Raw genomic sequence first — 12,376 nt, forward strand, 5'->3', positions numbered from 1 at the left:
GAAGATGAGGGTCGTTAAAATTGGGGGGGCAGTTTTAGATAGGCTGGAAGAGTTTGATGGAATTTTAGAGGGGGATATAATAACTCACGGTGGCTCAGATTACGTTGATGAGCTTTCCAAAAGGTTAGGAATGGAGGTTAAAAGACTTAAAAGCCCCTCCGGTGTGGAGTTTAGGTACACCCCAAAAGAAGTGCTTGAGATTTACTTAATGGGTATAATGAAAGCCAACAAGAGGATAGTTTCTCTTCTCCAGAGCAGAGGGATTAATGCCATAGGATTGAGTGGGCTTGATTTAGGTCTCATAAAAGCCGAAAGGAAAAAGCTCATCAAAGCCGTAATCAATGGAAAAAAAGTTGCAATAAGAGATGACTACTCTGGTATTATAAGGGAAATCAACGTTAAAGCCTTAAAGGAACTCAGCAAGGTAGGAGTTCCTGTTATAGCGCCAATAGCAATGAGTGAAGCCTATGAGCCTTTGAACATTGATGGGGATAAGTTGGCTCATGCAATAGCTCTAAGCTTGAAAGCAGACGAGCTTGTCTTTTTAACGGACACTGCTTTTTTAGCTGATGGAGAAATAGTTGAAAAAATTAAGGTTAATCAAATGGAAAAGTTCTTGCCCTTCGCAAGAGGAGGAATGAAGAGAAAGCTGCTTATGGCTAAAAAATCCGTTGAAAGCGGTGTCAAAAAGGTGATTATCCAAGGACTCAACGGCAGGACGGTGATTGAATGAGGGAGGTAAGCGTTTACAAAAAGAGGCTCAAGCTCATCAAAGGAAAGGGCGTTTACGTCTGGGATGATAAAGGGAACAAATACCTTGATGCAATAGCTGGGATAGGCGTTGCAATCTTGGGACATGCAAACGAAGAGCTTGAGGAGACAATAAATGAACAGATGAGAAAGCTGGTAGTTGCTGGACCAATGTTCGAGCATGAGGAAAAGGAAGAATTTTTCGAGGAGCTATCTCACTTTGTCAATTTTGAATACGCCTTCATGGGGAACTCTGGGACTGAAGCTGTTGAAGCTGCTTTAAAGTTTGCCCGCCTTTATACTGGAAGGAAAGAGATAATAGCTATGACAAATGCTTTCCACGGAAGAACATTTGGCTCTCTAAGTGCAACTTGGAAGCCAAAGTACAGGCAGGGGTTTGAGCCTTTAGTTCCTGGGTTTAAGCATATTCCATTCAACAACGTCGAAGCGGCAAAAGATGCTATAACAAAAGAGACTGCTGCTGTAATACTTGAGCCAATTCAGGGAGAAGGTGGCATTGTTCCAGCTAAAGAAGAGTTTGTGAAAACATTGAGGGATTTAACTGAGGATGTTGGGGCTTTGCTCATAGTGGATGAGGTCCAAAGTGCCTTTAGAACTGGAAAGTTCTTAGCTATAGAGCACTATGGTGTTGAGCCGGATATAGTTACGATGGGAAAAGGGTTAGCTAATGGAGTGCCAATCGGATTAACATTAACGAACTTTGACGTCCCAAGGGGCAAGCACGGCTCAACCTTTGGAGGAAATCCTCTCGCTTGTAAAGCTGCATCTACAACGCTTAGAATTTTGAGAAGGGAAAGGCTAATAGGAAAAGCTAAGGAGAAGAGCATAACTGTCGAGGGAGAAAAGGTCGTGATGACAAGGGGCAAGGGATTGATGATTGGAATCGTCTTGAAAGAAAGCGCTGGAAAGTACGTTCAAGCACTGCAGGATAGAGGACTTTTAGTTGGAACTGCTGGAAATAGAGTGATTAGACTCCTACCGCCACTCATAATAACAAAGGAACAAATGCTTTGGGTCAAAGAGACCATTGAGGGTGTCCTAAATGAAAATCAGTGAAGAGGAGAAAATCGAATTTCTGAAGGAACTTGTGAGCATTTACAGCCCAAGCGGAGAAGAAGAAAAGGTTGCAAAATTTTTGGTCGAGAGCTTTGAGAGCTTTGGTGTTGAGGCATACATTGATGGAGTAGGAAATGTGATAGCTGGGAAAAGAGGAGATGGGAAGAGAATCCTCTTAGCTGGGCATATAGATACCGTTAAAGGCTACATCCCAGTTAGAATCGAAGACAATTACTTATGGGGAAGGGGGAGCGTTGATGCCAAAGGGCCTTTGGCAACTTTCTTTTTCGCTTTCCTTGAAAGCAGAGCAAATTTAATTTTCGCTGGCTTAGTTGACGAAGAAAGGTATTCCCTCGGAGCTAAAAATCTAAATGTTCCAAGACCAGACTTTATAATCATTGGGGAGCCAAGCGGCTTTGATAGCGTTACAATTGGCTATAAGGGAAGCTTAACGATGAAGTTTGTTGAAAAAGTTGAAAAGTTCCATGGAAGTTTAAGCTCAAAAGGTGCCGCAGAGCTTTTAATTGAAAAATGGCTCGAATTAAGCAGAGATTTTGGTGAAGGCTTTAATAAGCCAAGCGGAAGGATTTTGAGACTTGAAGCCTATGAGAGGGAATTCGATTTTTATGGGGAGATGATTGTAAACATTAGAACACCTCTCAATTATGAACCAGCAATTAAAGGAGAAATTTTGGATTTTGTTCCCGCTTACGAAGTTTCGCCAAGGAGTCCGTTGGTTAGGGCTTTTGTTAGGGCTATAAGAAAGAATGGAATAAAGCCAAGGTTGAAGAAAAAATCGGGCACAGCAGATATGAACATTCTGGCTCCTAAGTTTGGAGTTGATGCTGTTGCTTATGGCCCCGGTGATTCAAGACTTGACCATACTCCTTACGAGCGCTTAAACTTAGAGGAATATTTGAAAGCGATAGAAGTACTAAAAAAAGCTTTAGAGGAGTTAAAAAGTATCTAGAAGCTTTTCTATGGCTTCATTCACATCTTTGACATCTCTTCCCACCATGAGGAAACCAAAGTTCCTTCCATAATCCTTTTTATAGTTCTCTACTAAGAGTTCATCATTTACTGTATCACCGATGTATACTCCGTACTCTCCTTTCGTTAGATACCAAAGGGCTTTTGGATCAGGTTTTACATAGAGCTCTCTTGTTACAGCGTTTTCGAAATGAAAACCGAGTATTTTCCCCGCTAATTCAAGCTCTAAGGCACTTCTTCCTGTTATAACTCCAAGCTTGAACCTATCTTTAGTCTTTTCTAAAAGCTCTCTTCTTACTATTGGCTTTTCCTTCTTCCAGAGTCCATCAAAGTCGAAAGCCCTGTCTTCATAGTACTCACCAAGATAAAATGTGTTGAAAATCCTTTCAATACTCCTAGGCTCTATTGCCATTCCAAACTTTGCCCTCACCCATTCTATTCCTTCACCACTTGGGAAGTTCTCCACAAACTGCTGCACATCTCCGGCCATTGCAAAGAGTATCAATGCTTCGCTAACCTTAAAATCATCTCCAAAAGCTCCTTTCTGCCTCAGTTTTCTGATTAAATCTAGGCTAATTTCATCATCTTTGCCAAACTTTTTGAGGAAATGCTCTACAGTCATCTTTGTTGCTAAGTCGTAGCTCTCCCTCACGTCAATTAAAACGCCGTCAACATCAAATATCAGCCACATTTTCGACAAACTCCTTTAATACTTTAATAAGCTCATCATTTTCCTCCTTTTTGCCTATAGTAACTCTTATGTGTCCCTGCAATCTTCCGTCAAGTTTCCTCACCACAATCCCCCTTTCAAGCAAGAATTCGTAGGCATCAAGCTTCATTAGCAAGAAGTTAGCTTCACTGGGATATGCGTACTCCTTGAATTCTTGGTAAATCCTTTCGCGCTCTTTAATTATGTAATTAACTCTTTCCATAACTAAATCATAGTGGTTTAGCATCACCTTAGCAGTTATCATTGTAAGCACATTCAGACTAAAGGGGGATTTTATGCGATATAGTGCATCAACAATTTCCTCGCTTGCCAAAAGATATCCTGCTCTTACTCCAGCCAAGCTGAAAGCCTTTGAGAAAGTCCTCAAAATGATTAGATTCTCGTATTCATCAAGCAAATCAATGTAGCTTTTTTCTGAAAATTCAGCATAGGCTTCATCTATAACAACAGGAGCTCCAGTGTCGAGAACTTTGAGTATCTCTTCTCTTGGCTGAGTATTTCCAGTTGGGTTGTTTGGGGAAGTTATGAACACGATGCTTGCTTTTTGAGATTTTTCAGCAATTTCATCGCCGTTCATAATGAATCTTTCATTAAGGGGAACTTCTACAACAGGAATTCCATTTAGCTTTGCATAGAAATAGTACATGGCAAACGTTGGAGGCGTTGTAACTATGTAATCTCCATCAAAAAGCTTGATCAAATAGCTTAAAAGCTCATCTCCACCGTTGCCAACAGCAACGTTCTTTGGACTAACTCCATAGAACTCTGCAATTGCTTCTCTAAGAGGCATTGAAGTTATGTGAGGATAGCGGTTGAAGGGAGTTTTCCTAAGCTCTTCGAAGATTTCTTCCTTTATCTCTGGCGGCAGATCAAAGGGATTTTCGTTTTTATCGAGCCATATCTTGTAATCTCCCTCCAAAACTTTATAAGGCTGAAACGTTTTTATTAACTCCCTAATTTTCATCTCCTACGCCTCCTCAACTCGTTCATAACTTCACCGAGGCTTATGTCATTATAAGCCAGCAAAACTAACAAATGATAGAGTAAATCCGCAGTTTCGTAAATTATCCTCTCCCTGCCTTCTGCAACGAGAACTTCAACTGCCTCTTCCCCAAACTTCTTGTAAATCTTTTCTTTCCCTTCAGCGAAGAGCTTTGATGTGTATGAACCCTCAACAGGCTTTTCTTTTCTTTGTTTTATCAGCTCCTCTAGCTCTCTCAAAATTGTTAGTGAATAGTCTATTCCCCCTTCAACTTTCTCAGGTTCTCCAAGCTTACGATAGAAACATGAGTAATTTCCTGTATGGCAAGCTGGACCCTTAGGCTCAACAATTAAAAGCAAAGCGTCGCTGTCGCAGTCTATCTTTATCTCTTTGACTTTTTGAACGTTCCCGCTGACCTCACCTTTCATCCTAATTCTCTTTTGACTCCTTGAGTAGTAGTGAGCATATCCTGTCTCAAGTGTCTTTTTCAAAGCTTCTTTGTTCATGTAGGCTAATGTTAGGACTTCTCCTTTCGTGTCTTGAACAATTACTGGAACAATCCCATTATTCTTCTCCCAGTTGACTTTTTCAATAAGCTCTTCCATTTTCATCACTCCAATCTTATAGGAACGCCTTTCTTAGCGAGGTATTCTTTCAGCTCTCTAACCGTGTATTTTCCATAGTGGAAAATTGACGCCGCTAAAGCTGCTTCAGCTCCTATCTTGAAAGCTTCATAAAAGTGCTCTGGACTCCCTGCACCGCCTGAGGCAATAACTGGAATATCAACGGCTTCAACGATAGCCTTTGTCAGTGGAATATCAAAGCCTTGCTGTGTTCCATCAGTGTCCATGCTCGTGAGTAGAATCTCACCAGCTCCAAGTTTTTCAACTTCCTTTGCCCACTCTATAGCATCAATTCCTCTAGCTTTCCTTCCTCCGTGAGTATAAACCTCCCAATATTTTCCGTTCCACTTTGCATCAATTGCTATCACCAGATTTGCAGAGCCAACAACTTTTGCTGCTTCTCTCACAAGCTCAGGATTATCAACGGCCGCCGTATTGAGAAAAACTTTATCTGCTCCGCTCTTGATTATCTCCCTAATTTCCTCGACGCTCTTTATACCTCCACCGACTGTAAATGGGACATAAATTTCTTCAGCTATTCTCTTAACCAAATCGAAGAGAATTCTCCTCTTTTCAAACGATGCTGTGATGTCAAGAAAGACTATCTCGTCTATCCCTTCTTCCTCATACCTCTTAGCGAGCTCTATTGGATCTCCCGCATCTCTAATGTTCTTAAATTTTATTCCCTTAACAACTCTGCCTTCTTTTATATCCAAAGCCGCGATAATCCTCTTAGCTAACATTTTAAAGCCTCCAGAAGTTCTTCCAATCTAACTTTACCCTCATAGAGAGCTTTTCCAACGATTGCACCAGAAAATCCAATCTCTTTGAGCTTCAGCACATCACTTACGCTTGAAACTCCACCTGCATATATAAACTCCTCTTTATCCCAAAATCTCTCTATGCTTTCTATCCCAGTTAAAGTGCCGTCTTTTTCGATTGCCGTATAGATAAATCTGCTAACGTATTTTCTGAGCATTTCATAGGCTTCTTCAACTTTCAGCGAGCTTTCCTCAAGCCATCCCTTTACTGCTATTCTTCCACCTCTTGCATCCAAGCTGACAGTTATGCCATCAAAATCTTCTGTTATCTTTTCTAAAAACTCTAAATCAAAGGCTTTCGTACCAATTATGACATTTTCGACACCAATTTTATAGGCTTTTTCTACGCTCCCATAGTCTCTGAAGCCACCCCCAATCTGTACTTTAAGCTCTGTTTCTTCTATTATGCGCTGGGCAACATCGAGATTTTGTGGCTTTCCTGTGAAAGCTCCATCTAAGTCAACAATGTGGATTTTATCAACGTATTCGGCGAAACCCTTGGCTATCTCCACTGGGTCACCATAAACTTTCACTTTATCCTTTCTTCCTTTGTAGAGGCGAACTGCTTTGCCGCCCATTAAGTCAATAGCAGGATAAATCCTCATATTACAGCCTCCTGAAATTCGCTAAAAGCTTTAATCCAACTTTACTTGACTTCTCTGGGTGAAATTGAACGCCAAAGATGTTGTCCCTACAGACTGCCGATGCAAAGATCACTTCGTTTCCCTTCGATTGATAATCCGTAACTCCTGCAATTATGCTCTCATCCCTAGGATTCGCATAGTAGGAGTGGACAAAGTAGAAGTAAGCCCCGTCCCTTATTCCCTCAAACAGTGGACAGTCTTTTTTCTGCCATACTTGGTTCCAGCCAATGTGCGGCGTTCTAACTCCTCTAAATCTCACGACGTTGCCCTTGAATATCCCCAACCCTTTTCCTTCGCTCTCCTCGCTCCACTCAAAGAGTAGCTGAAGCCCAAGACATATCCCGAGAAATGGCTTCCCATCGTTTATGGCATCCAAGATAACTCCCCTCAAAGGCTCAAGCTTCTCCATCACAGCTCCAAAGTTTCCAACTCCTGGCAAGACTATTTTCTCAGCTTTTTCTATTTCATAGGGGTCGCTCGTAATGACTCCCCCTAAGGCTTTTTTCACGTTGGCTAAGTTACCAATTCCCAAATCAACTATCGCAATCACTACAACACCCCCTTGGTGCTCTCCAACCGCTTGCTTTCTCTCAAAGCCTGTCTCAAAGCAACACCGAGTCCCTTAAACGCAGCCTCAATTATGTGATGCGCATTCATTCCAGCTAATTGTTTCACGTGAATTGTAGCATTTAATGTCCTTGCTAAAGCCCAGAGAAATTCCCTAACTAACGTAACCTCAAATCCCTCTTCGCTCTCCTTCACATCAAGCTCAAGGTTCAGGTAAGGCCTTGAGATATCGACAGCTACCAGAACCAGTGCATCGTCCATCGGCATTATTGCACTTCCAAAGCGGGCTATCTTTCTGCCTTTAATTTTCTCTCTAAGCTCTTCACCCAGGACTATACCCAAGTCCTCCCACAGGTGGTGCCTTAAATCATAGCTCGCCTTGATGCTGACATTTTGTTGCATGTAAAAGAATAGAGCAGTAAGGAGGTGATCGAACACTCTATCTCCCGTTTCTATGCCTCCCTCAACGCCAATCTCTACAATAATATCAGTCTCTTTCGTTTTGCGCCTCATCTTCTAACCTCCATCGATTTCTTGTGCATCTCAAGTCCTTCAATTTCAGCCAAGCGAATCCCTAAATATCTCTCCGCCAAAAACTCCTCTCTGCTGACGTAGGCTAAGCTTATTCTCTTCATGAAGTCCATAACTGTTAAAACCCCGCTGAACTTCGCTGCTCCCCCCGTAGGCAAGACGTGGTTAACTCCAAGGAAATAGTCAGCAGCTGGCACTGGTGTGTATTCTCCCAAGTAGATAGCTCCAGCGTTTTCAATTAAATCCACAAGCTTCAGCGGTTCCTTCGTGATTATTTCCAAGTGTTCTGGAGCTATCTCGTTAGCCTTTTCGGCGCATTCCTCAAGGCTCTTACAGAGAACGACCTCGATCCCGTCCCTGCTGCAGTACTCTGCCAGCTCTCTTGAAGTCGTCAGGAGCCAGGCCTTGCTGTCCTTTCCGTGCTCAAGCTGGGAAAGTAAGTCGTAGAGGACGTATTCTTTGTTCGCGCTCTCATCTGCTATAACAGCTATCTCTGATGGCCCAGCTAAGCTGTCAATTCCCACAACACCGAAAACCTGCCTCTTTGCTTCATTCACGAACTTATTGCCTGGACCAAAGATTTTGTCCACTTTTTTCATACCTATACCATAAGCCATTGCTCCAATCGCTTGAATTCCTCCGAGCTTGTAGACCTCTTTAATGCCGAGGAGCTTTGCCACATAGAGGACGTAGGGGTTAACTTTGCCGTTTTTGGGCGGTGTTGTAACCGCTATCTCCTTAACGCCAGCTATCTTCGCTGGAACTCCAACCATCATGAGCGTCGAAGGCAGAGGCTTCCCTCCAGGGACATAGATACCGATCCTCCTTACCGGCTTGTATATTATGCCGTAAAGTGAAGCGTTCTTTATGTAGAGCTTATCGTTCTCAAGCTGTTTCTCGTGATACTCCCAGATTCTTTCTATTGTGCGCTTGATGATTTTCTTATCCTTCTCTGGAATCTGCCTCTCTGCTTCTTCAAACTCCTCTTCGCTGACAAGGAATTCCCCATCATAGCCGTCAAACTTCCTTGAGTATTCCTTCACAGCTTCAATGCCTTTTTCCCTTATGTCTTTCAAAATTTGAGCCACATAGCTTTCTAACTCAAAATTCATCTTTGACAACCTCCTTAATTTTTAAAACAAGCTCGTTAATCTCCTTAAACTTGGTCTTTTGGGAAATTCTATTCACCAAAAGCAGAGCGGAAACATCCATAATCTTCTCTACCTCAACTAAGCCGTTAGCCCTCAACGTGTTTCCAGTCTCGACTATATCAACGATGGCATCTGCAATCCCAATTTTTGGAGCAAGTTCGATGCTTCCGTGAAGCTTTATCACTTCAACCTCTACTCCTCTCCTTTCAAAGAACTTCCTTGCAAGGTTTGGGTATTTAGTAGCAATCCTAAACCCGTCCATCTCTTCAACGCTAACTACATTTTCTTTGGGCATCGCTAAGCTTAAGCGGCACTTTCCAAAAGGCAACTCAAGAGGAACAAGGACGTCACTTTCCCTTTCCTCAACGACATCACTTCCAGCTATGCCAACGTCAACGCCATACTCAACGTAAACCGGGACATCAAATGCTCTGGCAAGAAGAAGCTCATATTTACCATTTTGTACCATCAATTCCCTATTCTCTGGAGGTTTAAGCTCGATTCCAGCTTTTCTTAGAATTTCAAGTGAACCCTTGAATAATCGCCCTTTTGGGAGAACAAATCTCATTCTTCCACCTCCACCGGAATGCCAAGCTTTACGAGCTCTTTCGCAAGCTTGTATACTTCTTTTATCTCCCCTCTGATTCTCTTTCTGCTCTTCTCTATTTTGCCGTCGAAGAGCTTTGAGAGTGCATTTAAGTCAAAGGCGAATCCAAAAGCGCTGACCCCTTTAAATGTATACTCTCCACCGCCTCCGAGTGGCTTTCCAATCTTTGGAGAATAGACCTCAAAGATTACGTCACTGTAGTAAGGGAGAGGTCTTATTGTGCCGAAGTCTATGAAGACTCTCTCATCGTCAACTGCCTCGATAATCTTGTTGAGCTTCTCGTATCCACAGCTCTTTCCCCTGAAATTAAAGAGCTGCCAGAGCTCTTCTTTCTTCTCCTCGTTTATAGGCAGTCTCTCGATGATTTCAAAGTTTCTTCTCGTCAAGGCTCTGAAAATTTCTGCCTTGAATTCTTCGATCCCCTTAATAGCATTTTCCCAGACTTTTAAGCTGCCAACGTCAATGTAAAAGTCCTCAATGCCAAGTGCTTCGAGGGAAGTTATAACAGTTAAAAGAACCTCAACTTGCATTTTGATATCTTCTCCGCCAATAAACTCAACTCCAGCCTGCCATTTTCCTTTAATCCCTCCGTTCAGCACTTCGCTGATGTAGTAGAGCTTAAGTCTCCTAGGCTCCTTGAGGTTTGCAAGTATCTGAGATGTTAAGTCTGGTTTTATTACGTAAAATTCATTGTTGTAAGCAAATTTTGTTCCTTTTCTAAGCTGCTCGCTGAACTCTTCTATCGTTGGCAAAAATATCTCTCTATAACCCCAAAGCTCAAATGTTCGCCTTAAATACTTTGTAATATCTGCTAATCTCTCTGATTCGGAAAATAAATCCTTCTTCACAATAACCCCTCCAAGAACTTTTCGATAAAAATATCCCCTGCTAAATAGTGCCCAACTAAGCTAAGTACTTCAGAATAGTCAATGATGGTAGTAACTCACCAGAAAAGCGATTGAAGAGTTAATTTCTTCTCTAAAGTTTGTATTTCTTTTGTTGTCTATTCCTCCCCCTCTCATTTTTAAACACCCCAACTCCAAATGTCCTGTACTCTATATAAGTTTAACCTATTGGAAATTGTCAGTATGACAAAAGATTGCGAAAAATATTAGACCTAAAGGGAAGCCAGCTCAAAAATAAGCTCAGCTTTGGAACAGTATTTTTTCAACCTCTTCTTAACTTCTGTATGCTTCCCAAGAACGGGCCAGAGAATTGAGTCTATGTGAAGAGGAGGGATATTAACATCTTCTGCAATCCTCGACCAAAAGCTTGTGGGTAGCTCGTTTATGAATCTCTTTGTATAGGCATTTATTCTCACATCATCTGGAATTTCAATTTCCATTGGATAGGGAATGAACTCTTTAAATGCTATCCTGCCTGCATAGCCAAACATCTTCACAGCAAAGACTATTGTCTTGGCATTTCTTTTGGAATTTAGCACTTCTGCAAGGTCGTTTCTTAGGGACGTCATTGAATAGTAGTAATTCTTGAGATCTTTAAGTTTAAGCTTAATTAAAAAAGGCTCGAGCTTTTCAAGCCTTTTAATTTTTGCAGCTGTTAGCCTTCTGTTAGTTTGAGAGGCGGGTAAAAACCCTGAATAAGCATCAACAATCCCTTTTTCTGGAGGATTCGAAGAGAAATACTCGGCAAATTCCCACCACCACTCCTCTCCTGTGGCAGTCAGCTGATAGCTGACTATTGCGTTGGCAATTACGAGCTTTATGAATAGTTCATCGTTTTTGAGATTTTTGTGAAGATGCTCCAGAGCAGAGAATTGCAAATCAACTTTCTCCTCGATAGTTCTGGCACATTCTATGCCCAACTCTTTAAGGATTTCCTTTAATCTCTCGATCTTAGGCTTGTTCTCCTTGTGTTTGACTGCGATAAAGCGGTCAAGGGTCATCTTTATCCCTTCGCTACGCTGTTTATCAGCCTCAGCAGATAGGCATTTTCCATCACAATTTCTGCTCCTTTGTTCCTTGGAGTTCCAAGCTCTATCTTGGCTTTGAGGCCGTAATCCTTCAGAAAGTCATGCAGCTTTGCCTTCAGCATAGAGTATTCGCTCTTCCATATCAGCCCATAAACAGTTGGACCCCATGAACTCTGCCCGTATCCATAAGTGTTCTCCCTCAAAAACTCTAGAATTAGCTTTACATCCTCCCTAAATTCACCTCTTTGATAATCCTCAAAATGCTTTCCAACTAACCTTTGAATTTCACTCAAATGCTTTCCGAAGGTCTTAATGTCCCTTTCTTTTAGAGCTGGTAGAAGTCCAAGCAGAATTCTGTGGCTTATCTCCTTTGCAATTTCGGGCTTACCTCCAATGCTCGCCATTATAGGCTTTTCCTCCTCTTCGTCAAATCCTCTCTTAACTTGAGGAATCACTAAAAGAAAAGCCCAATTCTCAGGAAACTCTTCTCTAAGAATTAAAGGTGGGATTCCTTCCTTAACTCCTCCATCAATAACAAAGCCGCCGTATTTGAAGGTATAAATCCCAGCGCCACTGTTTTTTCCTCTCCCAAAAATTTCGGCCAGCTCTTCAATTTTAGCATTTATGTTGTTTAGCTTTGCTATTCCTACACCAACAGCTAAAGAGAGCTGAGTTGTTGAGCCCAAGCCGATATGCCTTGGGATTGCTCTTCTGACTTCAACAAGATAGTTGAAACCTGTGCTGAAATGTTTGTTCATCCTTCCAACAACAAATTCAATTGTTTTTTTATCTTCCTCATCAGCCCTAATTTCGAGCTTTTCATGGGGCATGAGCTTTATCTCGTATCCATCTTCAAGAGCAACACCAAGACTTCCAAATCTTCGCCCTAAAGAACCAGAGGGATCAATTAAACCCAAGTGCAGTCTTCTTGGTGTTTTGATTATCATGATCATCACCATTTTGGATTTGA

15 protein-coding genes are annotated in these 12,376 nt (G+C 41.9%); 3 read left to right on the forward strand and 12 right to left on the reverse strand.

Features of this window, described 5'->3' with window-relative positions; genetic code table 11:
• Positions 1–4: 4 nt before the first annotated feature.
• From TES1_RS02630 to TES1_RS02640, 3 genes are read left to right on the forward strand one after another with little or no spacing between them, the layout of a single operon-like run.
• A complete protein-coding gene (locus TES1_RS02630; RefSeq protein WP_042679945.1) occupies positions 5–733 on the forward strand; it encodes a [LysW]-aminoadipate/[LysW]-glutamate kinase in 729 nt (242 codons plus the stop codon).
• Positions 730–1,827, forward strand: coding sequence for an acetylornithine/succinylornithine family transaminase (locus tag TES1_RS02635; protein ID WP_042679947.1), 1,098 nt, complete (start codon positions 730–732; stop codon positions 1,825–1,827). The genes TES1_RS02630 and TES1_RS02635 overlap by 4 nt, the downstream gene beginning before the upstream one ends.
• Positions 1,814–2,797, forward strand: a complete 984-nt coding sequence (locus TES1_RS02640; RefSeq protein WP_042679949.1) for a [LysW]-lysine hydrolase — start codon at positions 1,814–1,816, stop codon at positions 2,795–2,797. The genes TES1_RS02635 and TES1_RS02640 overlap by 14 nt, the downstream gene beginning before the upstream one ends.
• Here the strand turns inward: TES1_RS02640 and TES1_RS02645 are convergent.
• The 12 genes from TES1_RS02645 to TES1_RS02700 form a co-directional block, all read right to left on the reverse strand.
• On the reverse strand, positions 2,783–3,508 hold the full coding sequence (locus TES1_RS02645) for an HAD family hydrolase (protein WP_042679951.1): 726 nt from the start codon (positions 3,506–3,508) through the stop codon (positions 2,783–2,785). The two genes, TES1_RS02640 and TES1_RS02645, sit on opposite strands and share 15 nt — an antisense overlap.
• Positions 3,492–4,511 carry a histidinol-phosphate transaminase gene (gene hisC, locus TES1_RS02650; RefSeq protein ID WP_042679953.1) on the reverse strand — a complete coding sequence of 340 codons (1,020 nt, stop codon included), beginning with the start codon at positions 4,509–4,511 and terminating at the stop codon, positions 3,492–3,494. The genes TES1_RS02645 and hisC overlap by 17 nt, the downstream gene beginning before the upstream one ends.
• Complete coding sequence (gene hisIE / locus TES1_RS02655; RefSeq protein WP_042679955.1) at positions 4,508–5,140, reverse strand: bifunctional phosphoribosyl-AMP cyclohydrolase/phosphoribosyl-ATP diphosphatase HisIE; 633 nt, start codon at positions 5,138–5,140, stop codon at positions 4,508–4,510. Before hisIE ends, hisC begins: the two co-directional genes overlap by 4 nt.
• A complete protein-coding gene (gene hisF, locus TES1_RS02660) occupies positions 5,140–5,895 on the reverse strand; it encodes an imidazole glycerol phosphate synthase subunit HisF (RefSeq protein WP_042679957.1) in 756 nt (251 codons plus the stop codon). The genes hisIE and hisF overlap by 1 nt, the downstream gene beginning before the upstream one ends.
• Positions 5,889–6,578: a 1-(5-phosphoribosyl)-5-((5-phosphoribosylamino)methylideneamino)imidazole-4-carboxamide isomerase gene (gene hisA, locus TES1_RS02665; protein ID WP_042679959.1), complete on the reverse strand. Its 690-nt coding sequence runs from the start codon at positions 6,576–6,578 to the stop codon at positions 5,889–5,891. Before hisA ends, hisF begins: the two co-directional genes overlap by 7 nt.
• Before the next feature lies 1 nt (position 6,579).
• Positions 6,580–7,167 carry an imidazole glycerol phosphate synthase subunit HisH gene (hisH, locus tag TES1_RS02670; protein ID WP_042679961.1) on the reverse strand — a complete coding sequence of 196 codons (588 nt, stop codon included), beginning with the start codon at positions 7,165–7,167 and terminating at the stop codon, positions 6,580–6,582.
• On the reverse strand, positions 7,167–7,697 hold the full coding sequence (gene hisB / locus TES1_RS02675) for an imidazoleglycerol-phosphate dehydratase HisB (protein WP_042679963.1): 531 nt from the start codon (positions 7,695–7,697) through the stop codon (positions 7,167–7,169). The genes hisH and hisB overlap by 1 nt, the downstream gene beginning before the upstream one ends.
• Positions 7,694–8,827 (reverse strand): histidinol dehydrogenase, encoded by a 1,134-nt coding sequence (hisD, locus tag TES1_RS02680; protein ID WP_042679965.1) that lies wholly within the window; start codon positions 8,825–8,827, stop codon positions 7,694–7,696. The genes hisB and hisD overlap by 4 nt, the downstream gene beginning before the upstream one ends.
• The gene (gene hisG / locus TES1_RS02685) at positions 8,817–9,434 is read right to left on the reverse strand and encodes an ATP phosphoribosyltransferase (RefSeq protein ID WP_042679968.1); all 618 of its coding nucleotides are present in this window, start codon (positions 9,432–9,434) and stop codon (positions 8,817–8,819) included. Before hisG ends, hisD begins: the two co-directional genes overlap by 11 nt.
• Positions 9,431–10,321, reverse strand: a complete 891-nt coding sequence (locus TES1_RS02690; protein ID WP_042679970.1) for an ATP phosphoribosyltransferase regulatory subunit — start codon at positions 10,319–10,321, stop codon at positions 9,431–9,433. Before TES1_RS02690 ends, hisG begins: the two co-directional genes overlap by 4 nt.
• A gap of 269 nt (positions 10,322–10,590) precedes the next feature.
• Positions 10,591–11,379 (reverse strand): N-glycosylase/DNA lyase, encoded by a 789-nt coding sequence (locus TES1_RS02695; protein ID WP_042679972.1) that lies wholly within the window; start codon positions 11,377–11,379, stop codon positions 10,591–10,593.
• Between the two features lie 2 nt (positions 11,380–11,381).
• Complete coding sequence (locus TES1_RS02700; RefSeq protein WP_042679975.1) at positions 11,382–12,353, reverse strand: beta-ribofuranosylaminobenzene 5'-phosphate synthase family protein; 972 nt, start codon at positions 12,351–12,353, stop codon at positions 11,382–11,384.
• Between the last annotated feature and the right edge of the window lie 23 nt (positions 12,354–12,376).

The sequence above is a fragment of the Thermococcus paralvinellae genome (assembly GCF_000517445.1).
GTDB lineage: Archaea > Methanobacteriota_B > Thermococci > Thermococcales > Thermococcaceae > Thermococcus_B > Thermococcus_B paralvinellae.

Bases quoted from the DNA above. Each gene is read 5' to 3' on its own strand.
- TES1_RS02630 (WP_042679945.1), top strand. From the start codon at position 5: ATGAGGGTCGTTAAAATTGGGGGGGCAGTTTTAGATAGGCTGGAAGAG.
- TES1_RS02635 (WP_042679947.1), top strand. From the start codon at position 730: ATGAGGGAGGTAAGCGTTTACAAAAAGAGGCTCAAGCTCATCAAAGGA.
- TES1_RS02640 (WP_042679949.1), top strand. From the start codon at position 1,814: ATGAAAATCAGTGAAGAGGAGAAAATCGAATTTCTGAAGGAACTTGTG.
- TES1_RS02645 (WP_042679951.1), bottom strand. From the start codon at position 3,508: ATGTGGCTGATATTTGATGTTGACGGCGTTTTAATTGACGTGAGGGAG.
- hisC (WP_042679953.1), bottom strand. From the start codon at position 4,511: ATGAAAATTAGGGAGTTAATAAAAACGTTTCAGCCTTATAAAGTTTTG.
- hisIE (WP_042679955.1), bottom strand. From the start codon at position 5,140: ATGAAAATGGAAGAGCTTATTGAAAAAGTCAACTGGGAGAAGAATAAT.
- hisF (WP_042679957.1), bottom strand. From the start codon at position 5,895: ATGTTAGCTAAGAGGATTATCGCGGCTTTGGATATAAAAGAAGGCAGA.
- hisA (WP_042679959.1), bottom strand. From the start codon at position 6,578: ATGAGGATTTATCCTGCTATTGACTTAATGGGCGGCAAAGCAGTTCGC.
- hisB (WP_042679963.1), bottom strand. From the start codon at position 7,697: ATGAGGCGCAAAACGAAAGAGACTGATATTATTGTAGAGATTGGCGTT.
- hisD (WP_042679965.1), bottom strand. From the start codon at position 8,827: ATGAATTTTGAGTTAGAAAGCTATGTGGCTCAAATTTTGAAAGACATA.
- hisG (WP_042679968.1), bottom strand. From the start codon at position 9,434: ATGAGATTTGTTCTCCCAAAAGGGCGATTATTCAAGGGTTCACTTGAA.
- TES1_RS02695 (WP_042679972.1), bottom strand. From the start codon at position 11,379: ATGACCCTTGACCGCTTTATCGCAGTCAAACACAAGGAGAACAAGCCT.
- TES1_RS02700 (WP_042679975.1), bottom strand. From the start codon at position 12,353: ATGATAATCAAAACACCAAGAAGACTGCACTTGGGTTTAATTGATCCC.